Annotated in this window: 21 protein-coding genes; 11 read left to right on the top strand and 10 right to left on the bottom strand. The window is 51.2% G+C overall.

What is annotated here, in order from left to right; genetic code table 11:
* Positions 1-69: 69 nt before the first annotated feature.
* The 4 genes from pdeR to fabI all read right to left on the bottom strand — a co-directional run bounded on the left by pdeR (position 70) and on the right by fabI (position 6,484).
* Positions 70-2,061 (bottom strand): cyclic di-GMP phosphodiesterase, encoded by a 1,992-nt coding sequence (gene pdeR, locus HV334_RS11690; RefSeq protein ID WP_181221888.1) that lies wholly within the window; start codon positions 2,059-2,061, stop codon positions 70-72.
* A 265-nt stretch (positions 2,062-2,326) separates the two neighbouring features.
* On the bottom strand, positions 2,327-4,261 hold the full coding sequence (locus tag HV334_RS11695; protein WP_181221758.1) for an exoribonuclease II: 1,935 nt from the start codon (positions 4,259-4,261) through the stop codon (positions 2,327-2,329).
* Positions 4,262-4,350: 89 nt separating this feature from the next.
* Positions 4,351-5,496 (bottom strand): carboxymuconolactone decarboxylase family protein, encoded by a 1,146-nt coding sequence (locus HV334_RS11700; protein ID WP_181221760.1) that lies wholly within the window; start codon positions 5,494-5,496, stop codon positions 4,351-4,353.
* Positions 5,497-5,695: 199 nt separating this feature from the next.
* Entirely contained in the window at positions 5,696-6,484 is a 789-nt protein-coding gene (fabI, locus tag HV334_RS11705; RefSeq protein ID WP_016156642.1) for an enoyl-ACP reductase FabI, read from the bottom strand.
* 440 nt (positions 6,485-6,924) lie between these two features.
* Between fabI and HV334_RS11710 the strand changes: the two genes are divergently transcribed.
* Positions 6,925-7,614 carry an EAL domain-containing protein gene (locus tag HV334_RS11710; RefSeq protein WP_047500365.1) on the top strand — a complete coding sequence of 230 codons (690 nt, stop codon included), beginning with the start codon at positions 6,925-6,927 and terminating at the stop codon, positions 7,612-7,614.
* 38 nt (positions 7,615-7,652) lie between these two features.
* Here HV334_RS11710 and sapF read toward each other — a convergent pair whose 3' ends face one another.
* Genes sapF through sapA form a run of 5 tightly spaced genes read right to left on the bottom strand, consistent with a single transcriptional unit; the run spans position 7,653 to position 12,935 of the window.
* Positions 7,653-8,459: a peptide ABC transporter ATP-binding protein SapF gene (gene sapF / locus HV334_RS11715; RefSeq protein ID WP_181221762.1), complete on the bottom strand. Its 807-nt coding sequence runs from the start codon at positions 8,457-8,459 to the stop codon at positions 7,653-7,655.
* 1 nt (position 8,460) lies between these two features.
* Positions 8,461-9,453 carry a peptide ABC transporter ATP-binding protein SapD gene (sapD, locus tag HV334_RS11720; RefSeq protein WP_016153234.1) on the bottom strand — a complete coding sequence of 331 codons (993 nt, stop codon included), beginning with the start codon at positions 9,451-9,453 and terminating at the stop codon, positions 8,461-8,463.
* On the bottom strand, positions 9,453-10,343 hold the full coding sequence (gene sapC / locus HV334_RS11725) for a peptide ABC transporter permease SapC (protein WP_053388556.1): 891 nt from the start codon (positions 10,341-10,343) through the stop codon (positions 9,453-9,455). The genes sapD and sapC overlap by 1 nt, the downstream gene beginning before the upstream one ends.
* A complete protein-coding gene (gene sapB / locus HV334_RS11730; RefSeq protein WP_003020545.1) occupies positions 10,330-11,295 on the bottom strand; it encodes a peptide ABC transporter permease SapB in 966 nt (321 codons plus the stop codon). The genes sapC and sapB overlap by 14 nt, the downstream gene beginning before the upstream one ends.
* Positions 11,292-12,935 carry an ABC transporter substrate-binding protein SapA gene (gene sapA, locus HV334_RS11735; RefSeq protein WP_153690317.1) on the bottom strand — a complete coding sequence of 548 codons (1,644 nt, stop codon included), beginning with the start codon at positions 12,933-12,935 and terminating at the stop codon, positions 11,292-11,294. Before sapA ends, sapB begins: the two co-directional genes overlap by 4 nt.
* Positions 12,936-13,409: 474 nt before the next feature.
* On the opposite strand from sapA, the gene HV334_RS11740 reads away from it, so the two are divergent.
* Both HV334_RS11740 and HV334_RS11745 read left to right on the top strand, forming a co-directional pair.
* Positions 13,410-14,390, top strand: coding sequence for an IS5-like element ISKpn26 family transposase (locus HV334_RS11740; RefSeq protein ID WP_000019450.1), 981 nt, complete (start codon positions 13,410-13,412; stop codon positions 14,388-14,390).
* Between the two features lie 530 nt (positions 14,391-14,920).
* A complete protein-coding gene (locus HV334_RS11745; RefSeq protein ID WP_016156638.1) occupies positions 14,921-15,829 on the top strand; it encodes an SDR family oxidoreductase in 909 nt (302 codons plus the stop codon).
* Positions 15,830-15,934: 105 nt separating this feature from the next.
* Here HV334_RS11745 and pspF read toward each other — a convergent pair whose 3' ends face one another.
* Positions 15,935-16,924 carry a phage shock protein operon transcriptional activator gene (pspF, locus tag HV334_RS11750; protein WP_029139556.1) on the bottom strand — a complete coding sequence of 330 codons (990 nt, stop codon included), beginning with the start codon at positions 16,922-16,924 and terminating at the stop codon, positions 15,935-15,937.
* Positions 16,925-17,079: 155 nt separating this feature from the next.
* Between pspF and pspA the strand changes: the two genes are divergently transcribed.
* The 8 genes from pspA to HV334_RS11790 all read left to right on the top strand — a co-directional run bounded on the left by pspA (position 17,080) and on the right by HV334_RS11790 (position 23,536).
* A complete protein-coding gene (gene pspA, locus HV334_RS11755) occupies positions 17,080-17,748 on the top strand; it encodes a phage shock protein PspA (RefSeq protein ID WP_016153228.1) in 669 nt (222 codons plus the stop codon).
* Positions 17,749-17,802: 54 nt separating this feature from the next.
* Positions 17,803-18,027, top strand: coding sequence for an envelope stress response membrane protein PspB (pspB, locus tag HV334_RS11760; protein ID WP_016153227.1), 225 nt, complete (start codon positions 17,803-17,805; stop codon positions 18,025-18,027).
* A complete protein-coding gene (pspC, locus tag HV334_RS11765; RefSeq protein WP_003020497.1) occupies positions 18,027-18,386 on the top strand; it encodes an envelope stress response membrane protein PspC in 360 nt (119 codons plus the stop codon). Before pspB ends, pspC begins: the two co-directional genes overlap by 1 nt.
* A gap of 8 nt (positions 18,387-18,394) precedes the next feature.
* A complete protein-coding gene (pspD, locus tag HV334_RS11770) occupies positions 18,395-18,625 on the top strand; it encodes a phage shock protein PspD (RefSeq protein WP_047500373.1) in 231 nt (76 codons plus the stop codon).
* A gap of 164 nt (positions 18,626-18,789) precedes the next feature.
* Positions 18,790-20,496 carry a sugar phosphorylase gene (locus tag HV334_RS11775; protein ID WP_047500375.1) on the top strand — a complete coding sequence of 569 codons (1,707 nt, stop codon included), beginning with the start codon at positions 18,790-18,792 and terminating at the stop codon, positions 20,494-20,496.
* 16 nt (positions 20,497-20,512) lie between these two features.
* Entirely contained in the window at positions 20,513-21,805 is a 1,293-nt protein-coding gene (locus tag HV334_RS11780) for an ABC transporter substrate-binding protein (protein ID WP_019076863.1), read from the top strand.
* A gap of 20 nt (positions 21,806-21,825) precedes the next feature.
* Positions 21,826-22,707 (top strand): sugar ABC transporter permease, encoded by an 882-nt coding sequence (locus HV334_RS11785; RefSeq protein WP_049282553.1) that lies wholly within the window; start codon positions 21,826-21,828, stop codon positions 22,705-22,707.
* The gene (locus HV334_RS11790; RefSeq protein ID WP_003020474.1) at positions 22,694-23,536 is read left to right on the top strand and encodes a carbohydrate ABC transporter permease; all 843 of its coding nucleotides are present in this window, start codon (positions 22,694-22,696) and stop codon (positions 23,534-23,536) included. Before HV334_RS11785 ends, HV334_RS11790 begins: the two co-directional genes overlap by 14 nt.
* Positions 23,537-23,553 lie beyond the last annotated feature (17 nt).

Here is a 23,553-nt window from a genome sequence, read left to right on the forward strand (position 1 = left end):
GATTACATGCGGATAGCGTCGTCATGTAATGTCCATTTATGGCTATTTATCACCTTCATTCTCTCTGCATTAGCGCATTTTTTTACTCAGATGGCGGCGATACCAACGTTCAAATGCGGCTGCTGGCATTGGTTTGGCGAATAAAAACCCCTGACGTTCATTGACGCCATTTTTGGTCAGAAACGCATCCTCTTTCGCGCTTTCCACACCTTCGGCGATGACCTGCAGGTTGAGCGCCTGCGCTACCGCAACTATGGCCCGTACCAGCGATTGTGAAATGGATTGTTTGTGGATCTCTCTGACAAAGGTCTGATCCAGTTTAATGGCATCTAGCGGGAAGCGGGCCAGTTGAGACAGCGACGAATAACCGGTACCAAAATCATCCAAATGGATTTGCGCTCCTAACTGGCTAAACTGCTGAATGACTGACAACGCCAGTTGCTCATTTTCTATCAAACTGCTTTCCGTTAATTCAACATCGATGGGGCAATACTCAAAGTTGAGCTCGTGAAGTACCTGCTTAAGTGCGGTAAACAGCGTCTGGTCGGCGAGCTGGCGGGCAGAAACGTTTACCGCCACGCGCAGGTTTATTCCCTTGTCGCGCAATTTCGCGACCTGGCGCACAACGTCGAGAATAACCCAACGCCCCAGCGGGACGATGAGCCCCGATTCTTCGGCGTAGGATATAAACTCCAGCGGTGGAATGAGGCCGCGTTCCGGAGATTGCCAGCGAACCAGCGCCTCCAGGCTGCGCACTTCACCGCGCCAGGTTATCTTTGGCTGATAATGGATAACCAGTTGATCGTTATCCAGTGCCTTACGCAGATTAGTATCCAGCCACAGATATTCAAATACCCGCTGATTCATTTCCGGAGAAAAAACACAAAACTGCCCACGGCCGCCTTCTTTCGCGGTGTACATGGCTGTATCCGCGTTACGAATGACGCTCTCGCAGTCCTGACCATGCTGAGGTGCGAGGGATATACCAATAGAGCATCCGGTATAGACTTCAATCAGACCGATGCGGAAGGGCTGGCGCAGGCGTGTCAGAATGCGCGATGCGGTGGCTTCCAGTGTGCCCTGGGATGTTTCGGTGGCAAGAACAATGAATTCATCGCCGCCAAACCGCGCCAGGATCTGGTTGTCTTCGAGGCAACTGAGGATTGCCAGCGACACGCTTTGTAGTAGCTGATCGCCAAACATATGCCCGTAGGCATCGTTTACCTTTTTGAAGTTATCCAGATCGAGGTACGCAATACCGACCTGCGTATCGCCCGCGTTCTCAATCGCATTACTGATCAGTTCATGAATTGCGTTGCGGTTTGGTAATCCAGTGATGGAGTCGGTATTCGCCAACACCCGCAGTCGTTCCTGCGCGCGGCGTTCTTCAGTGATATCGGTCCCGGAACAGATCAGAAAAATTTCGTTCTTGCCGCTACCGTTATGCACAAATTTATTGCGAAACAGAAACAGACGCTGGCCTTTGCAGGTCTTGACCCAGCGTTCAACCTCATACGAGTTACCTTCGCGAAAAAAGACCTCAATATTGCGCCGTGAAGCAGCTGCTTCACGACGGCTCATAAATAATGTGAATACACTTTGACCAATGACTTCACGTTCTTTGAGGCCGGTGTACTCTTCGCACAGGCGATTAAACCGCTGAATGTTGCCCATGCGGTCAAGAATGACAATAACGGAATTGGCTTCGGAAACGACTTGTTCGGCAAAAGAGAGGCCGTGGGCCAGATCGCGGGCGACGGAGGGGGTGTCATCCCAGGCTGATGCGCTACCGGCCCATTCGCGCTTATTGATTTTTCGACCGACCAGATGCACGGGAATGTCGTCATCTTCAATGGGCAACGTCATTAGCAGACTTGACGTGATCACCGTCATCTCGCGAATGCGATCGGCTTGTTCAGGTAATAATTCGATGGTCTGATCAGCTTCTGACGCTTCGTCGATAGAGAAATGCAGGATGTTGCAATCCTCTGACAAACGCCAGTAGGGGTTATGAGTGCCCACATAGCTATACAACGTAATCAGCTCCCGGACGTCTTTCATCATGTGTACTATCCCGTTTAAAGCGCATAGAGCCTCAAAAGTATGGGTAGCCATGATTCATTCGTGGTGATTATGGCTGAACGTATTGTTTTTTTTATATATTTATGTTTAATCCAGAATCCGTAAAAAGCAAAGCCAGCGGAACTGAAAAAAGTAAAAAAATAAAATTGACCGAATGAAAGAAGTGTAGTGCGGTGGTGGGAATTTGGGCGGGGAAAAGAAACGACCTTTCACAAAATGAGAAAGGTCGCTGGATTGATACGTGTTACGCGGCTGGACGCGCGATAACGCTGCGGGTTTCCATGCGAACTTCGGCGATGGTTACGTCAATCACATCCGTGACTTTGTAAACCACTTCACCTTTAATTTGCACCGTGCCGCTTTCCTGGCTGCATACCAGCTCGTCCCGAACGGCGTGCAGGAATGGGGCAGGAATAAATGCGACTGCACCATTATCAACTAAACGTACGCGCATACCGCCGCGGCTAACGTCAATTATCTCGGCCGCAAAGCGGGTATCGGTCCCGGCTTTGTCACTCAGGAAACGGGCGTATAACCAGTCGCCCACATCACGTTCAGCCATCCGGTTCAGGCGACGACGTTCCGCCATTTGCACCGTGGTATCATCCCCAGGGCGGGCGATGGTTTCACCTTTGATGACGGCCTTAAGCAGGCGGTGGTTAATCATATCGCCATATTTACGAATAGGAGAGGTCCAGGTGGCATAAGCCTCCAGACCCAGCCCAAAGTGCGGCCCTGGCTCGATACTGATTTCAGCGTAAGACTGGAAGCGGCGAATTCGGCTGTCGAGGAAACCAGAAGGCTGCGCATCCAGCTCGCGGCGCAGTTTGCAGAAACCTTCCAGCGTCAGGACTTCCTCGGCATCAACGTGCATACCATGGGTTTTTAGCAGCGCGGCCAGAGCGTCGGCGTTGGCCGGGTCGAATCCCATATGGACGTTATAAATACCGAAGCCGAGCTTGTCGCGAAGCACGCGGGCGGCGCAAATGTTTGCCGCAATCATGGATTCTTCCACGATACGGTTTGCGATGCGGCGCGGCTCAGCGACGATGTCCAGGACTTCACCTTTTTCACCAAGAACAAAACGGTAATCCGGGCGATCTTTAAATACCAGAGCATGGTTATGACGCCATTCACCGCGGCTCAGGCAAATACGGTGTAGCAGACGGATTTGTTCAGCAATCGCGTCGTTTGCAGGCTGCCAGTCACCGGTATCTTCCAGCCAGTCGGAGACGTTGTCGTAGACCAGCTTCGCTTTCGACTCAATCGTCGCTGCGAAGAAGGTGATGTTGTCTTCAATCGCGCCATCTGCGGTGATGGTCATACGACAAGCCAGAACCGGACGCACTTCGTTCGCGCGTAAAGAGCACAGATCGTCAGACAGTTCGCGTGGTAGCATCGGGATATTGAACCCCGGCAGATAGTTAGTAAACGCGCGAATTTTTGCCGTTTTATCCAGCTTGCTGCCTTCTGCAATCCAGGCCGTAGGGTCAGCAATGGCGACAGTTAATTGCAGTTTGCCGTCGGCCAGCTCTTCAGCATACAGCGCATCGTCCATATCTTCGGTGCTGGCGCTGTCGATGGTGACAAAGTTGAGGGCGGTTAAGTCCTGACGAACCAGACCTTCATCCAGCATCTCAGTTGCCACACCGTCCGGCGCTTCTTTTTCGAGATTATGGCGTGCCAGCGTGACCCACCACGGGACAAAGTGGTCATCAGCAAAAGTGATAAATTGGGTTAACTCGGCATAGAAGGTGCGATCGCCTTTCAGCGGGTGGCGGCGCATTTCAGCGACGGCCCAGTCACCTTCTTTAAAGTCGTGCTCAACGCCGCGGGCGGCACGGCAAGGGATCGCTTCTTTCAGTAACGGATGATCCGGCACAATGGACAGACGATCATTTTTGCCCTGAACTTTACCCACGAAGCGCGTCAGGAAGGGTTCGATCAGTTCTTCCGGCTCGGCAGATTCACGATCTTTTTCTGTATGGATAACCGCAACAATGCGGTCGCCATGCATCACTTTTTTCATCTGCGGCGGTGGAATGAAATAGCTTTTTTGTGCATCGACTTCCAGGAAGCCAAAGCCTTTTTCCGTGGCTTTTACCACCCCTTCAGCACGTGGCGTCTGGGAATGCAGTTGCTGTTTAAGCTGCGCTAGCAGCGGGTTGTCCTGAAGCATAATTGTCTATTTTCGTGGCTAAAAGAGCGGCTGACAGTTTTACGCGATTCTCTCAGTTGCGGCAAGCGCTCTTTCAGTAAGTGGATCGGTTAATAAGTCTCGCCCAGCGCGATTTTCAAGCGATTCAACCATCCGCACAATCCGCTCCAGGCCAGCAGGTTAATCGCTTGTTCAGAAGAGATGCCCTGATCGAACAAAGGGGTTAACAGCGCGGCGCTAAAACGGTCGGGCGCTCGGGTTAGCCATTGTACCGCCTGCAGGGTGACGCGCTCAACCGGATGTCGCTGTTCCCAACGCTGTAATTCACGTTCCTCCTGGCGAAGCAGGGCGATAACGTTGGCTAATTCATTGGCTGTATGTGCCTGTTCATTAAAGCAGGCCACGCTGCCGTTAATCCGTGAGGTCATTAGCGCCGCCAGTGAAAATGCCTGCGCATGTACTGCGCTGCGCCGGGTACTGGAAATCAGTGTCGTGAATAAATCTAAAATGACCGGTGAATGAATCAGTAATGGCACCAACGCTTGCAGTTCAGCGGGAAAATGTCTGGCCGTCGTCTCGTCCTGAGCAGGATATTTTTCGATTGGGAATGGCGCAGCGTGCCAGGTAGCGTTTGTTGCACTAAATGGCGAAGCGTGAGCGAATTGCTGTATATCCAGCCCCGGTATTCGGCGCACCGGATGTCCAAACCAGGCCTGAAACAGAGCCACGGTCCGGGCCTGAAAACCGACGAAGCCGATGATTTGATTCATCAAAATACTATCGCTGGTAGTCAGCCCGACCGCATCCAGATGCTGGCGATCGCGTGCGCCTATCACGTAAGGAGAGCTGGCAAGTTGGCGAGCATATTGGGTGATTTGCGCCAGCCGATGGTTACTTTCCCGTGACGAGTCAGGACCAGGAAGCGGTGTTAACCGCGCGGCATAGTGATTGCACAATCGCTGGACGCCATACACCTGAGCGACGGTTAGCGCCGTACTCATCCGCTCATAGGCGCTGAATGTGTGCATCTGATTCAGGTTTACGTGAACCGGGAAGAGAACCTGGGCAAGTTTACGGGCAGGGGTTAACCAGGATTGAAAAGGCAAAAGGGCGTCATCAGGTATCGCCAGATCCAGTAAAAAGCAGTCGTCGACATGAGCGGCTTCCGGCACCAGCGGCAGAATATCTTGCGGATGCTTGCTGGATTGCGTCTCATGATACCAGTGGCTTTTGCCTTCAATTCGGCGTTGTTCCATGGGCGGTCCTTGGTCTAAAAAGTGGCGACCCGGACACGTCGTCTACTACTACGCCGGATCGTTTGCGCTGCAATATCCTGACGTAAGCAGAAGAGGGGATGAAAGATTGTTCCGTGATAATAAATATCAGAAAAGCATATATGGCGGCGGGCAGAGGAGAGTCATGGGCGGGGCAAGACCGCCCATAGAAGACTTACGATTATTTCAGTTCCAGCTCGTTCATTGCCGCGATACTGAAGCCACCATCGACGTGAACGACTTCACCAGAGATGCCGGCAGCAAGATCGGAGCACAAAAATGCTGCGGAGTTGCCCACATCTTCAATGGTTACAGTGCGGCGAATCGGCGTAACCGCTTCACAATGCGCCAGCATTTTACGGAAATCTTTAATGCCGGAAGCGGCGAGTGTACGGATAGGACCGGCAGAAATAGCGTTCACACGCACACCTTCAGGACCCATCGCATTAGCCATATAGCGGACGTTCGCTTCCAGTGAGGCTTTTGCCAGGCCCATCACGTTGTAGTTAGGGATGGCGCGCTCTGCGCCCAGATAGGATAGCGTCAGCAGCGCCGAGCCTGGGTTCAGCATGGAACGGCAGGCTTTTGCCATCGCCACAAAGCTGTAAGCACTGATGTCATGAGCAATTTTGAAGCCTTCGCGGGTGACTGCATTCACATAGTCGCCATCCAGTTGGTCTGCGGGCGCAAAACCAATCGAGTGCACGAAACCGTCGAATTTCGGCCAGGCTTTGCCCAGTTCGGTAAACAGTGCATCAATGCTGGCGTCTTCTGCCACATCACACTGCAGTACGATGCTGGAACCCAGTTGAGCTGCAAATTCTTCGACGCGGCCTTTTAGTTTGTCATTCTGGTAGGTGAACGCCAGTTCAGCCCCTTCGCGATGCATGGCCTGAGCGATACCCCAGGCGATGGACAGTTTGCTGGCAAGACCCGTTACCAGAATGCGCTTACCGGAAAGAAAACCCATAGCTTTAATCCTTATGGTCATTGCTTATTTTTAGCAATCAATGAGTTATGATCACAATTTGAAGGTGTTCCGAAATGGGGCAGCAATTATATCCCACTCTTTGTGCCTTGTAGAATAGTTATCATCCCTTACGGATAATCACTTTTCATTACACATGAGGGTTATAACTCTTTCCTGGTTAAGTCTCATTCATTCTGCGAAGCGCGGGGGGATGGAGAAAATACAAGGCTTTAAAGGCATCTCAATGGTATTATTAACTGCTAGCTTATGTTTTAAAACATAGCAATGTAGGAACTTTCTTAAAACAAAAAATATGGCCGTATTCAGTTCGTTATGATATATTGTTTTTATCGATCGATATTGATACATTGATCGTTATTATTGATTGATTGTGATTAAAAGTGCATTATCAGGAAGTTATGATCAATTGGAGTGGTCTTATGCACTATCATTTCATCGCGGAACCGATGAGAGACACAACTGATACGTTACTGGGTGTTGAGATGAGCGTCCGGTTTGCTTCAGATACGGTTTCGCCGATACATCCAGAGTTCATCATTTCAGCGTGGAATAGCGAACAAAAACGTAATTTCATGCTCGAGCAAATTCGATTAATTGCCGAAAAGCGTAATTGGTTTGAGAGCCACAACCTTTTCTGTACTCTGAACCTCATTGATGAAATGGCGCTGCTGGCAATTGGCGACCCGAGCGTCAAATCGGCGCTACATGCCATGCCTTTTGTCGCCCTGGAACTTTCAGAGCGTTTTCTGACGAATACCGTATGTCTGAATAATCTGCTGATTAATTCACTTTGCGACGGTCCAAACGCATTATGGCTGGGCGATCTGGGCTCCGGCAGCATTGGGGCCAGTCCGCTGGTTTGCGGTCGTTTTGATGTTGTGAAGTTGGATCGTGGTTTTTTCCTGGATCAGGCTGAAAAACCGATGTTCCCGGTGCTAATTAAAAACATCCGCGAATATTGCGACCGCATTGCGGTGGAGGGTGTGGAAACCAAACAGCTTATCGACGAAGTAGGCGCGGCTGGTGTTTGGGTGATGCAGGGATCCCTTTTCCCTTCGGTCGCGTTTAGCGAGGTTGATACACTGCTCTTACCAAATGTTTGTCACTGATTGCAAAATTGCCCTCCGGTTGAGGAGGGCTGCATCTGCTAGCGATCTTTACGCCACGCGTCAGCGGTAAGCGCTTCGCCGAAATGACCGGCGATCAGGCGACGGGTCAGCTCATGCAACGGCGAGGCCAGAACATCTGCTGTACTGCCGCGTTCAACCACTTCACCCTGGTGCATGACTAATACCTGATCGCTGATGTGCTTCATCATGCCGATGTGCTGAGTCACATAGATATATGAAATCCCCTGTTTTTCCTGTAGTTCCAGCATCAGATTGATGAGCTGCGAACGCATCGACATGTCCAGAGAGGCCAGGGCTTCGTCGGCGATAATGACTTTGGGTCGCAAAATGAGCGCTCGGGCAAGGCCCAGACGCTGTTTTTGTCCCGGAGCCAGCATATGCGGGTAATAACTCACATGGTCAGGCAACAGACCGACCATGCGCATGGTCTCGATGATCTGTTTGCGACGCTGTTCAGGCTCGAGGTCGGTGTTCAGACGTAGCGGAAAATCGAGGATCTGCGAAATACGTTGCCGTGGGTTAAGCGACGTTGATGGATCCTGGAAAATCATACGGATACGCTGACTACGGAATGAATAATCACCATATTTTAACGGGTGATCGTCAATCAGCAGCTCACCGCTGGTAGGCTCAATCATACCGGCCAGCATCTTCGCCAGCGTAGATTTACCGGAACCATTTTCACCTATGACGGCGAGCGTCTGACGCTCGCGCAGGGTTAAGCTCAGGGGCTTAACGGCCTCAACGGTCTGACGGCGGAATAATCCCGTCCGGTAGCGAAAGGTTTTGCTCAGATTACGAACTTCGAGCAGGGTTTCTACCATCTCACTCTCTCTCCATGTTCAACGGGAAATGACAGGCGTAGAGATGATTCTTTGCTCCGGTCAGTCTTGGGGTTTCGATACATTCGCGCTGAGCATAAGGGCAGCGCGGCCCCAGACGACAGCCGATAGGTAATTGTTCCAGCAATGGAATGGCTCCTGGCATGGTATTCAGGCGGCTTTTGTGCGGCATTGCGCTACCAAAATCAGGAATGGCGCGAATCAACGCTTGGGTATAAGGATGATGCGGAATAGTCACCAGCTCTTTACTGGGCGCAGTTTCCACCGTTTGCCCACAGTACATCACGTTAATTTTGTCAGCCCACTGGCTGAGCATTTGCAGGTCATGGCTGATCAACAAAATGGTGGTATTGCTGTTTTGGTTCAGCCGGGTCAGCAGGCGGAAAATTTGCGCCTGAGTGGTTGGCTCCATCGCGTTCGTTGGTTCGTCGGCAATCAGTAAACGCGGCTGATTAGCCAGGGCGATTGCGATCATCACCTTCTGGCATTCGCCGTCGGTCAGTTCATACGGGAAGCTGCGCATCGCATCTTTATGATCTTTTATCCCGACGCGGTGCAGGAGTTCAATCGCGCGGCGTTTACGCCAGCCGATGCGCTGCCACCAGCGGCCTTTATAAGTCCATGCCGGAATATTTTGCATCAGTTGTCGTCCAATGCGCTCAGACGGATCGAGACACGATTGCGGTTCCTGAAAGATCATGGAAACGTTATGGCCGACCAGCTTGCGTCGTTCACGCGCGGAAAGGCGCAACAGATCGATATCATCAAAGCGCATGCGGTCTGCGGTTACGCGCCAGTTATCTTTAGCGACGCCGCAAATGGCCTTGGCGATCAGGCTCTTGCCCGATCCAGACTCGCCAACCAGTCCGCGGATTTCACCTTCATTGAGGGTCATGCTGACGCGGTCAACCGCCTTCACCCAGTCGTCGCCGGTTCTGAATTCAATGGTCAGGTTGCGGATATCCAGTAATGGCATTATTCCACCCCCGCAATAATTGCCCGGCGCACGCCATCTCCCAGCAGGTTAACCAGCAGCACGCTTATCATAATCGCCGCACCTGGCAGCATAACCGTCCAGGGTGCGACATAAATCAGCTCCAGCGCGTCGCCAAGCATGGCTCCCCATTCTGGTGACGGCAACTGTGCGCCAAGGTCGAGAAAACCCAGCGCAGCGATGTCCAGAATCGCCATTGACAGCGCACGGGTGATTTCAGTGATAAGTCCGGCGGTAATATTGGGCAGAACGGCAAACCACAGGATATTGAGCGTGGTTGCACCGTCCAGGCGAGCGGCGATAACGTACTCTTTTTCCAGCTCGTCATGCACCATGCTGTAGACGGAGCGTACCATGCGCGGCAGCAGCGCCAGCCAGACGGCAAACATCGCGTGTGTCAGATGCGGTCCGGCAAAGGCCACCACAATAATCGCCAACAGCAGCGAAGGGATCGAGAGCAGGGTGTCCAGAATGTGGTTCAGCACCGCGGAGCGCAAACCGTGCGTTGCGCCGGCAACCACGCCCAGCAACAGGCCACATAGTGTGGCGGCGAGGGTGACGACAAACGCGCCGCCAACGGTCGGGGCCGCGCCGCTGAGCAGGCGACTTAACACGTCACGCCCGAGATCGTCAGTTCCGAGGAAAAATGAGACTTCGCCATAGCGCGACCATGACGGCGGTAAAAGCTGATAGCCGAGAAATTGCTGGTCGATGCCATAAGGGGCAAACCAACCACCAAAAATACACAGAATCGCCAATCCTGCGCAGCCATACAGGCCGATCATCGCAGTCGCATCGCCGTAAAAATTGTGCCATGCGGTGCGCAGCGTACCCGGCGGGCGCTTTTCGCTGTAGACGCTATCGTAAGGCATACCATTCCTTATGTTTCAGAGGGTTAGCCATAGCACCCAAAATATCAGAGATGACGTTAACGATGATAACCAGTGAGCCAATCACCATGACGCCCGCCGAAATTGCCGCGTAATCCTGCTGGCGAATTGCGTTAATCAGCCAACGGCCAAGACCTGGCCAGCTAAAGACCATCTCGGTGATCATCGCCAGCGTCAGCATGGTGGAAAACTGTAAGCCCAGACGCGGGATCACCGGCGGAAGGGCGTTGTGCAGAACGTGACGGCGCAGAATGGTTAAGCGTGACAGACCGCGCGTGGCGGCCGCTTTAACATAGTTTTGATCAAAGACCTCAATGGTGCTGATTCGCATCAGGCGAATAACTTCCGTGGTAGGGGCGACGGAAAGCGTCAACACCGGAAGCACCATGTGACGGATTGCGCTGACCAGCATTTCATCGCGCCAGGGCGAGTCGGAGATCCACGCATCAATAATGGCAAATCCGGTAACGGGCTTCACTTCATAGAGAAGATCAAAGCGTCCCGAAACGGGAAGCCAGCCGAGAGTCAGTGAGAAGAGCAACGTCAGCAACAGCGCCAGCCAAAAAACCGGAATGGAAAAGCCCATCAACGCTAAGGCGCTGATGCAGCGGTCCTGCCATTTGTTCCGCGTGATCCCTGCCAGCATACCAACGGGGATCCCAACCATCAGCGCAAAACCAAAGGCCAGAATGCACAGTTCCATCGTCGCCGGGAACACCTCCTTCAACTGTTCTGAAATCAACTGGCCGTTAATACTGGATACACCAAAATCCCAGTGAATGAGGCCATTGAACCAGAATACCCAGGCGTTCCACAGCGATGCACCCTGTAACGGCGCATGAGGCGTGAAGTAGCTCAGGCTGAATCCAATAAAGGTCAGGAAGAAGAGGGTGACCAGCAGCAATAAAAAACGACGCAGGGTGAAGATAATCATGGCTTTTTCACCTCATCTTTCTTTTCCCTGGAAACCCCGGCAAAAGATGCATTGCCGAACGGACTCAGCACCAGTCCTTTGATATCGTAACGATAAGCCTGTAGACGCAGTGAAGAGGCCAGCGGCAGGATCGGTAACTCTTTCGCGAGAATATTTTGCGCTTCGTCATAGGCATCAATTCGCGATGAGAGTTGCTGCGAAGAGAGGGCCTTGCGCAGAACGCTGTCAAATTCCGGATTACACCAGTGGGCGAAGTTAGTCTGCGAGTTGATGGCGGCGCAGCTTAGCAACGGTCGGAAAAAACTGTCAGGATCGTTACTGTCCGTCGCCCAACCGGATAACGTTAGATCATGGTTCATATCCATTAATCGCGCCTCCTGAAAACGACCTTCTACCGGAATGATTTTAACTTTCACACCCACCTGAGCCATGTCAGCCTGAATCAGCTCGGCGGTTTTCAGTGGACTGGGGTTCCAGGCCTGAGAACTGGTGGGTACCCAAAGCTGTAATGTCAGGTTCTCCAGCCCCAGTGCTTTTAACTGCTCGCGCGATTTTGCCGGATTGTACTCTGTAATTTTAGCTTCGTTGTCATAAGCCCACGAGGCGCGAGGCAAAATAGATGCTGCGGTTTCCGCCGTCCCGTAGTAGATGGACTGCATCAGCCGTTGGTTATTGATGGCCAGCGCCAGCGCATGCCGCACGGCGGGATTATCCATCGGTGGTTTATTGGTGTTGAATGCCAGATAGGCGATGTTCATCCCCGGGCGCAGGGTCAGACGCAGGCGCGGGTCATCACGCAAAATGCTGAGCTGACTGGCGGCAGGCCAGGCCAGAACATCACACTCACCGGTCAGGAGTTTCGATAGACGTCCGGTGCCGCCAGAGCCGAGGTCCACAACCACCTGCGGCATCAGAGGAGTACCACGCCAGAATTTTTCATGGCGCTGCAGTCGAACATATTGCCCTGCGCGATTCTCCGAAAGCTGGTACGGTCCGGTGCCGACGGGTTGTCTGTCGAGCAGTTCCTGACGATCCTGTTTTGCCAATTTAGCCGCATATTCTGCTGACATCACGGAGGCATAGTGCGTGGCAAGGTGCCACATGAAGGAGGCGTCGGGCTGAGTTAAGCGGAACTCAACGGTGTTGTTGTCCAGCTTGCGTACGCTTTGGACGTTATCGGCGAACTGAAGGCTGTCGAAGTAGGGGAAACTGCTACCGTTTACATTGTGCCACGGATGCCGGCGATCAAAGATGCGCTCGAAGGTAAACACCACGTCGTCCGCATTCAGTTTGCGAGTGGGGGTGAACCAGGCCGTCTTCTGAAACTGGACGTCACGACGCAGATGGAAGCGGTAGGTTGCGCCGTTATCCAGCACCTCCCAGCTTTCAGCCAGCTCAGGCACCAGTCGATAGGTGTACGGATCGACATCGAGCAGTCGGTCATACAGCTGGGCTGCCAGGGTGTCGACGATAAGACCGCTGCTCGCTTTTTGCGGGTTGAACGTATTGACCTGCCCGCTAACGCAATAGACAAAGCCGCTGTCACGAATATCAGCATGCGAAGCCTGTTCAGGCGCGGCAGCAGCCTGACCACTCAGAAATCCAGCCATCACGATCAGAGATGATAAAACCAGGCGCATAATTTTAAAGGATTATAAATAAAGAGGCTATCTTACTAATATTTAATGACATTTGCCATTACCGTTTGTGTTTGGGGGCCGCAGAGGTGATAACCGCGAATTCAACATCGCGACAGGGTCACCCTTCATACCCGCTATCCACTTTGAATTTACTCTGTTAACTATCTTAGCATTTTCATGACCCATCTGACTCGCTAAAACGCGGGATTCGCTGGCTGACAGAAAAATGTGAGGGGACGTGGGGGAAAATGACCATGACCGCCAGGAGAGAGCATCAGCAATATCGCGGGGAGAATGAAATATAAAAATAACCTCATAATGGCGCTATGGATAATTTCATTCGTTCTCCATTTCGAGAGGGTTGAGATGTTAAATTTGGTTGCTATTTATTCATGCTGAGCATTAGGGAAGGTGCGAACAAGTTCCTGATATGAGATCATCATATTCATCCGGAGCGCATCCCAGAGGGACATCATGAGCCATCAACTCACCTTCGCCGATAGTGAATTCAGCACTAAGCGCCGTCAGACCCGAAAAGAGATTTTCCTCTCCCGCATGGAGCAGATTCTGCCATGGCAGAATATGACCGCTGTCATCGAGCCGTTTTATCCCAAGGCGGGCAATGGCCGACGGCCCTATCCGCTGGAGACCATGCTGCGTATTCACTGCATGCAGCATTGGTACAACCTGAGCGACGGTGCCATGGAAGATGCCCTGTACGAAATCGCCTCCATGCGCCTGTTTGCCCGATTATCCCTGGATAGCGCCCTGCCGGATCGCACCACCATCATGAATTTCCGCCACCTGCTCGAGCAGCATCAACTGGCCCGTCAATTGTTCAAGACCATCAATCGCTGGCTGGCCGAAGCAGGCGTCATGATGACCCAAGGCACTTTGGTGGATGCCACCATCATTGAGGCACCCAGCTCTACCAAGAACAAAGAGCAGCAACGCGATCCGGAGATGCATCAGACCAAGAAAGGCAATCAGTGGCACTTTGGCATGAAGGCCCACATTGGTGTCGATGCCAAGAGTGGCCTGACCCACAGCCTGGTCACCACCGCGGCCAACGAGCATGACCTCAATCAGCTGGGTAATCTGCTTCATGGAGAGGAGCAATTTGTCTCAGCCGATGCCGGCTACCAGGGAGCGCCACAGCGCGAGGAGCTGGCCGAGGTGGATGTGGACTGGCTGATCGCCGAGCGTCCCGGCAGGGTAAAAACCTTGAAGCAGCATCCGCGCAAGAACAAAACGGCCATCAACATCGAATACATGAAAGCCAGCATCCGTGCCAGGGTGGAGCACCCGTTTCGCATCATCAAGCGGCAGTTCGGCTTCGTGAAAGCCAGATACAAGGGGCTGCTGAAAAACGATAACCAACTGGCGATGTTATTCACCCTGGCCAACCTGTTTCGGGTGGACCAAATGATACGTCAGTGGGAGAGATCTCAGTAAAAACCGGAAATAACGCCAGAAATGGTGGAAAAAATAGCCTAAATAGGCTGATTCGATGTGTTTGCGGGAAAAAAATCGGCCCAGATCCGCGAAATTTTAATCAGCGAGTCAGCTTGGGAAGAAATGACCTACTTATTCGCACCTTCCTTAGATAATTCTTAAATGATAACGATTAATGAATCATAGCGTTGGTAAAATATAAGCGAGGCGACGTAGGTAGATGAATACAGGAAAAACAGTTGCATAGGGCTTTATTAACCTCTCGCTTCTGAGTGGTATCTCGTTACTCAATAAAATTGTCTGGTCTGTTAAGGTTTTCTTTATATAGCTCATTGATATATATAGATTTAAGTGCCATGGGTTAAGCGGGTATTAATCTCATTAAATACTCGAAAGCGCGATACGGTGATTAGTGTATCGGTAGAGGTGATATTACGCGAAATATTAAATTGCGGTGAATTATAAAGGTCATGCCACTCATTTTGGTCTACGCTTAATAATCTTTGTGATAAAAAATGAGAGGTATTTAAATGGCTGACTTAAACAATGAAAAAAAGACCATCAATAAAACTCATTCTGCGCGTTTTCCGGCACCGCCTTTTCCACAGCAGAAGCAACCCTTCCCAGGGCTGGCCGGAAAAATGCAACCGCGTCCCGATCATGGGGAGGAGAGCTATCAGGGAAGCGGTCGATTGAATGGGCGCAAGGTATTAATTACCGGGGGGGATTCAGGGATTGGCCGTGCTGTTGCCATCGCTTATGCCCGTGAAGGCGCTGATGTTGCGATCAACTATTTACCTGATGAAGAAGACGATGCGCGTGAAGTGGTCGACTTGATAAAAAAAGCAGGCAGAAATGTCGTGGCTATCCCCGGAGATATTCGAGATGAAACTTTTTGCGGCCAGCTGGTTAAACAGGCGGTAAAAGGGTTGGGTGGGTTGGATATCCTCGTCAATAATGCGGGTCGTCAGCAATTTTGCGAGTCTATTGAGGCGCTCACCACAGAAGATTTCGATGCCACATTCAAGACTAATGTCTACGCTATGTTTTGGATCACCAAAGCGGCTATCCCCCATCTTTCACGAGACAGCGTGATAATTAATACCTCCTCGGTACAGGCTTATGAGCCTAGTGAAATCCTGCTTGACTATGCTCAGACCAAAGCGGCGATCGTGGCATTTACTAAATCGCTGGCGAAACAGCTGGCACCGAAAGGAATACGGGTTAATGCCGTAGCGCCAGGCCCATACTGGACTGTACTGCAATGCTGTGGCGGTCAACCACAGGAAAAAGTGGAGAAATTTGGGGCAAATGCACCGCTGGGCCGTCCGGGCCAACCGGTGGAAATTGCGCCGCTTTATGTCACTTTGGCCGCTGAAGAGAACAGCTATACATCCGGTCAGGTCTGGTGCTCTGATGGGGGGACAGGAACCCTCTGACGTTTATGCTCCGTGAGTCGAAAAGTCAGAGGGGAAAGTGACTTTAATGGACGAGTGCTGACAATAAAGCGTCAAACCCTCCAATATAACGTTGGCAAAGGCGTGCTAGATCTGATGTTTCTTAAGCAACGCGCGTAGCTGATGGTAAGTCAGACCCAGTAATTCAGCGGCTTTTTTCTGATTAAATTTCGCCTGCTGCAAGCTGGTTTGTAGAAAGTCTTTCTCTTGTTGCTGCTGGAATTCACGCAGATCCAGCGGTAATGCTACAGATGTCTGCTTTGGTGGTGCTGCCTGTGGCTGCGCAACATGGCGGCGGAAGGGGTCAATGATGATCTCATCCAGCGGATAATCGCTGGTACCGTGCCGGTAAACGGAGCGCTCCACGACGTTTTTCAGTTCACGAATATTACCCGGCCAACGGTAATGGAGGAGGGTTTCTCTGGCCTCGGCGCTAAATCCCGGAAAAAGTGGTAACCCGATCTCGCGGCACATCTGAATGGCAAAGTGTTCGGCCATTAACATGATGTCGCTTTGACGCTCGCGTAGTGGGGGAAGTTGCACCACGTCAAAGGCCAGACGATCCAGCAGGTCTGCGCGAAAAGTGCCTTCGCTGACCATACGTGGCAGGTCGGCATTGGTCGCGCAGACCAGTCGCACGTTAACCTGCAAGGGCTGGCTGCCGCCGACGCGTTCCAGCTCGCCATACTCAATTACGCGCAGCAGTTTTTCCTGTACCAACATTGGCGCGGTCGCCAGTTCATCAAGAAACAGCGTGCCACCGTCCGCGCGTTCGAAACGTCCTGGATGGCGTTTTTGCGCACCGGTAAACGCACCGGCTTCGTGACCAAACAGTTCGGAATCAAGTAAGTTCTCGTTGAGAGCTGCGCAGTTAAGCGAAATAAATGGGCCCTGCCAACGGCTGGAGAGGTAGTGCAGGCGGTTGGCAATAAGCTCTTTCCCCGTACCTCGCTCACCGATAACCAGTACAGGTTTATCCAGCGGCGCCAGATGAGAAACCTGTTCCAGAACTTCAATAAAGCTGTTCGCTTCGCCCAGAATATTGTCTTTGTATCCTGCCATGATGAAATTCACCACTTGTTAGTGTTATTCACCAATTTACCCTAATTCTCCCGTCAGGTAAAATTAGATATTTACATTAAAATCAATCGATTAAAAAGTTGGCACGCCAAGTGCATTACGAAAACAGCAGGGCATAGCCCGATATCAGAACAGTAAGTGAGGATTACATTATGGGTATTTTTTCTCGTTTTGCCGACATCGTGAACGCCAACATTAATGCGTTGCTGGAAAAGGCTGAAGATCCGCAGAAACTGGTGCGGTTAATGATCCAGGAAATGGAAGATACGCTGGTTGAGGTGCGCTCAAACTCCGCACGCGCTCTGGCAGAAAAGAAACAATTATCTCGCCGTATCGAACTGGCCAGCGCACAACAGGCAGAGTGGCAAGAAAAAGCCGAGCTGGCGCTGCGTAAAGAGAAAGAAGATTTGGCGCGTTCTGCCTTAATCGAAAAACAGAAACTGACTGACCTGATTGCTTCTCTGGAGCATGAGGTGACGCTGGTTGACGATACGCTGGCGCGAATGAAAAAAGAGATCGGTGAGCTGGAAAATAAACTCAGTGAAACCCGTGCTCGTCAGCAGGCATTGATGCTGCGCCATCAGGCTGCGAGCTCTTCGCGTGATGTTCGTCGTCAACTGGACAGCGGTAAGCTGGATGAAGCGATGGCACGCTTTGAATCTTTCGAGCGTCGTATCGATCAGATGGAAGCTGAGGCCGAAAGCCATAACTTCGGTAAACAGCAGTCTCTGGATCAGCAATTTGCTGACCTGAAAGCAGATGATGAAATCAGCGAGCAGCTGGCGCAACTTAAAGCCAAAATGCAGCAAGATAAGCAATAATAACATCTGGCGGCGCCCGAACGCGCCGCCGCTCATCACCTGTAAGGAGTACTCATGAGCGCGCTATTTCTGGCTATCCCATTAACCATCTTTGTGTTGTTCGTTTTACCGATTTGGCTCTGGCTGCATTACAGCAACCGTTCCAGTCGTGGCGAACTGGCGCAAAGTGAACAGCAACGTCTGGTAGAACTCAACGATGACGCACAGCGGATGCGCGAGCGCATTCAGGCGCTGGAAGACATCCTTGATGCTGAACATCCAAACTGGAGGGACCGCTAATGGGAGGCGTTAATCTGAACAAAAAACTGTGGCGTATTCCGCAACAGGGCATGGTGAAGGGGGTTTGCGCAGGTATAGCGCATTATCTCGATGTGCCTGTGAAGCTGGTGCGGATCCTGGTGGTGTTGTCCGTCTTTTTTGGTCTGGCCTTTTTCACCTTCGTCGCTTACATCGTGCTGACGTTTGTGTTGGACCCGATGCCGGACAATGTGGTTTCCGGTGAGCAGCAGCCATCAAGCGGCGAGCTGTTGGATGCCGTCGATCGCGAGCTGGCGGCAAGTGAAAAGCGTTTGCGTGAAATGGAGCGTTATGTCACCTCTGATACCTTTTCATTGCGCAGCCGTTTCCGCCAATTGTGAGGATAGAAATGAACAATCGCTGGCAACGTGCCGGGCAAAGGGTTAAGCCGGGCTTTAAAATAGCAGGTAAGCTGGTGCTTTTAACTGCGCTTCGTTACGGCCCGGCGGGGGTAGCAGGGTGGGCGGTGAAGTCCGTCGCCCGACGCCCGCTTAAAATGCTGCTGGCGTTGGTCCTGGAGCCGGTTTTGAGTCGGGCAGCGGCAAAATTATCGAAACGCTATTCAGGTAATCAACGCTGATATCCGATTCAGCAAAAGCAAGCAACAATTAATCAACATTCCCACTGTTAATTTGCGGCAGCTCACAAATACGATTTTTTGGCTGCCAAAATTCTTTTATTATCCCCCTCCTGGCCACCTCAGCCGATTGACAGCTTATTTCCCGCAGAGTAGTCTCTTGATTCATGGGACCGCTACCACGAGAATTGAAGGTGAACCAAAAAATCCAAAAATGCCTGGCAGAAGTTTATGGTGATACGTTTACTTCATGCCACTATGAAGCGCTGATTGCACGTTTAGAGAAATCACAGGGATTAATTAAAAAAATCCGTAAAGCGCATTGGGACGAGGGCGATGTGGTTCTTATTACCTACGCCGATCAATTCCACGGGGCAGGCAAAAAACCACTGCCGATGTTTAATCAGTTTTATAATGAATGGCTTAAGTCGACATTTTCTCATGTGCATCTTTTGCCGTTTTATCCGTGGTCATCGGATGATGGTTTTTCCGTAATTAATTACCATCAGGTTGCCGAAGAAACCGGTGACTGGAATGATATTAAGCAATTGGGTAAATCCAGTCGACTGATGTTTGATTTTGTTTGTAACCATATGTCAGCGAAAAGCGAATGGTTTAATAACTATTTGCAACAGCTTGACGGTTATGAAGATTTCTTTATTGCGATGGATCCTGATACGGACCTGAGCAACGTAACGCGTCCACGCGCATTACCGTTACTGACGCCTTTTACGCTGAAAGATAACACCGTACGCTATTTATGGACGACGTTCAGCGACGACCAGATCGATCTCAACTATGCCAACCCGATAGTGTTACTGGCGATGGTCGATGTGCTATTGAGTTATCTTGAGCAGGGCGCTGATTATGTCCGCCTGGATGCGGTTGGCTTTATGTGGAAAGAGCCAGGAACGACCTGTATTCACCTGGAAAAAACGCATCAGCTTATCAAACTATTTCGCGCTATTGCTGACTGCGTGGCGCCTGGTACGGCGATTATTACTGAAACAAACGTTCCGCATAAGGATAATGTGTCCTACTACGGAAATGGCCGTGATGAAGCGCATATGGTGTACCAGTTCTCGTTACCTCCGCTGGTGCTGCATGCGGTACAACGCCAGGATACCTCAACCTTGTGCCAGTGGGCGCAATCACTGGAACTGCCGTCCAGTGAGACCACCTGGTTTAATTTCCTCGCATCGCATGACGGTATTGGTCTCAACCCATTACGTGGTTTGTTACCTGAAGACGAGATCGTGCGCCTGGTGACGGAATTACAACAGGAAGGCGCGCTGGTTAACTGGAAAAATAACCCTGATGGTAGTCGCAGTCCGTATGAAATTAACGTGACATATATGGACGCACTAACGCCAGGCAATTGTAGTGATGCCGAACGTTTTTCCCGCTTTATTCTCGCACATGCCATTTTGCTGAGTTTTCCGGGGGTACCTGCGGTTTACATTCAAAGCATTCTTGGGTCACGCAATGATTATAAAGGTGTTGAGGCGTTAGGTTATAATCGCGCGATCAACCGCAAAAAATATCAAATAAGCCAAATCGAAACGGAGCTGGCAGATGAAACCAGTTTGCGCCACGCTATTTATCATGAATTATCCCGATTAATTGTAATACGTCGTAGTAATAAAGCATTTCACCCTGATAGTGATTTTCAGATTAGCAGTGTTACACCGGCTGTAATGCAAATTAAACGTACGGCGGAAACAGGCGAAAAAATTACCGGATTATTTAATGTCAGCGGTCATACGCAAACCATTAGTATTGATGTTGAAAATGGATTTGATTTGATTAGCGGTGAAACTATTTCAGGTAAAGAATTAACGTTGAACGCCTGGCAGGTCATGTGGGTTAAGTAATAAAAAGGAACATTTCATGCTTAAAACTAAAATTGTGCTGATTTCAGCACTGGTTTCCTGCGCCCTGGTTTCCGGGTGTAAGGATGATAAAACGTCCTCTGTTGCGATTGAATTTATGCACTCTTCTGTTGAACAGGAGCGGCAGGCGGTTATTGCAAAACTGATTGAGCGTTTTGAAAAAGAGAACCCGGGGATCAGTGTCAAACAGGTTCCTGTAGAAGAAGATGCGTACAACACCAAGGTCATTACCCTGGCGCGGAGCGGTTCACTGCCTGAAGTCATTGAAACCAGCCATGACTACGCGAAAGTTATGGATAAAGAATCACTTATCGATCGTAAAGCCGTAGCGCAGGTCATCAACGCTGTAGGTGAAGGTACTTTTTATGATGGCGTGCTGCGTATTGTGCGCACTGAAGACGGTACCGCCTGGACCGGGGTTCCGGTTAGCGCTTGGATTGGCGGGATCTGGTATCGCAAAGATGTGCTGGCAAAAGCTGGGCTGGAAGAGCCAAAAGACTGGCAACAACTGCTGAGCGTGGCGCAGAAGCTAAACAATCCTGGTAGTAAGAAATATGGTATTGCGCTGCCCACGGCGGAAAGCGTTTTGACTGAACAGTCATTTTCCCAGTTCGCGCTCTCAAACCAGGCCAACGTTTTTGATGCGCAAGGAAAGATAACGCTCAACACACCTGAAATGGCGCAGGCGCTGCAGTATTACCGCCAATTGGCAATGAACACCATGCCGGGCTCAAACGACATCATGGAAGTCAAAGACGCGTTCATGAATGGCACGGCGCCGATGGCGATTTATTCCACCTATATCCTCCCGGCGGTGATTAAAGAGGGCGATCCTAAAAATGTGGGCTTTATGGTGCCGACGGAAAAAAACTCTGCTGTTTACGGCATGCTGACGTCGTTAACCATTACCGCGGGTCAAAAGTCTGAAGAGACAGAAGCGGCAGAGAAATTTGTCACCTTTATGGAGCAGGCCGACAACATCGCGGACTGGGTCATGATGTCGCCAGGGGCGGCGCTGCCGGTCAACAAAGCGGTGGTGAATACCCCGACGTGGAAAGATAACACGGTCATCAAAGCGCTGGGTGAATTACCCGATCAGCTGATTGCCGAACTGCCGAATATCCAGGTGTTTGGTGCCGTCGGCGATAAGAACTTCACCCGCATGGGCGACGTCACAGGCTCCGGTGTTGTGAGCTCAATGGTGCACAACGTGACGGTAGGCAAAGCCGACCTCGTCACCACGATTGAAGCGAGCCAGAAAAAACTGGATGACCTCGTTGAACAGCGCTAATGGGGAAATGGAAAGCCGTGATGAATAAGTTCTTTTCAGGTCGATCTGATATGCCATTCGCCATGCTGCTGCTGGCGCCCAGCTTGCTGTTGCTGGGCGGTTTAGTGGCGTGGCCGATGATATCTAACATCGAAATCAGCTTTATGCGACTGCCGCTGAATCCGCAAATTGAGTCTACGTTTGTCGGGGTGAGCAACTATATCCGTATCTTATCCGATCCCGGATTCTGGCATTCGCTGTGGATGACGGTCTGGTATACCGCGCTGGTTGTGGCAGGAAGCACGGTACTGGGGCTGGGCGTGGCGATGTTTTTTAACCGTGAGTTTCGTCTGCGGAAAACGGCGCGCTCACTGGTCATCCTCTCTTACGTGACGCCATCAATTTCGCTGGTGTTTGCCTGGAAATACATGTTCAACAACGGCTACGGCATTGTGAACTACCTCGGCGTGGATCTGTTGCATCTCTACGATCAGGCACCGCTGTGGTTCGACAATCCCGGCAGCAGCTTCGCGCTGGTCGTGCTGTTCGCCATCTGGCGCTACTTTCCGTATGCCTTTATCTCGTTTCTGGCGATTTTACAGACGATTGATAAATCGTTGTATGAGGCGGCAGAAATGGACGGCGCGAATGCCTGGCAACGGTTTCGTATCGTCACGCTGCCAGCGATTATGCCGGTGCTGGCAACCGTGGTCACGCTGCGCACGATCTGGATGTTTTACATGTTCGCCGATGTTTATCTGCTGACCACGAAAGTCGATATTCTCGGGGTCTATCTCTATAAAACAGCGTTTGCATTTAACGACTTAGGCAAAGCGGCCGCTATTTCTGTCGTCCTCTTCGTCATTATTTTCGCTGTTATCCTGCTGACCAGAAAACGGGTGAACCTCAATGGCAACAAATAAGCGCACACTTGGCCGCATCGGCTTTTACTGTGGATTAATTGTCTTCCTGGGCATCACGCTATTCCCATTTTTTGTGATGCTGATGACCTCATTTAAAAGCGCCAAAGAGGCGATCTCGCTGCATCCGACGTTGTTACCGCAGCAATGGACGCTGGAACATTACATCGACATCTTCAACCCGATGATTTTCCCGTTTGTTGACTACTTCCGTAATAGCCTGGTGGTATCGGTTACTTCTTCGGTGGTGGCGGTGTTTCTCGGCGTGCTCGGGGCGTATGCGCTTTCACGCCTGCGTTTTAAAGGGCGAATGACCATCAATGCCAGCTTTTACACGGTGTACATGTTTTCGGGGATCCTGCTGGTGGTGCCGCTATTCAAAATCATTACGGCACTTGGCATCTATGACACCGAAATGGCGTTGATTATCACCATGGTCACCCAGACGCTGCCGACCGCAGTGTTCATGCTGAAAAGCTACTTCGACACCATTCCGGATGAAATAGAAGAAGCCGCGATGATGGATGGATTGAACCGTCTGCAGATCATCTTTCGCATTACCGTGCCGTTGGCGATGTCCGGTCTGGTTTCGGTCTTTGTGTACTGCTTTATGGTGGCGTGGAATGACTATCTGTTTGCCTCGATTTTCCTCTCCAGCGCCAGCAATTTTACCTTACCGGTCGGTCTGAACGCGCTGTTCAGTACGCCTGACTATATCTGGGGACGCATGATGGCGGCATCGTTAGTCACCGCATTGCCGGTCGTCATTATGTATGCGCTTTCCGAACGTTTTATTAAAAGTGGTTTGACCGCAGGCGGCGTGAAAGGCTAAGCGGCTAGTTTAATTAA

It is taken from the genome of Citrobacter sp. RHBSTW-00944 (genome assembly GCF_013615435.1).
GTDB classification, from domain to species: Bacteria; Pseudomonadota; Gammaproteobacteria; order Enterobacterales; family Enterobacteriaceae; genus Citrobacter; species Citrobacter braakii.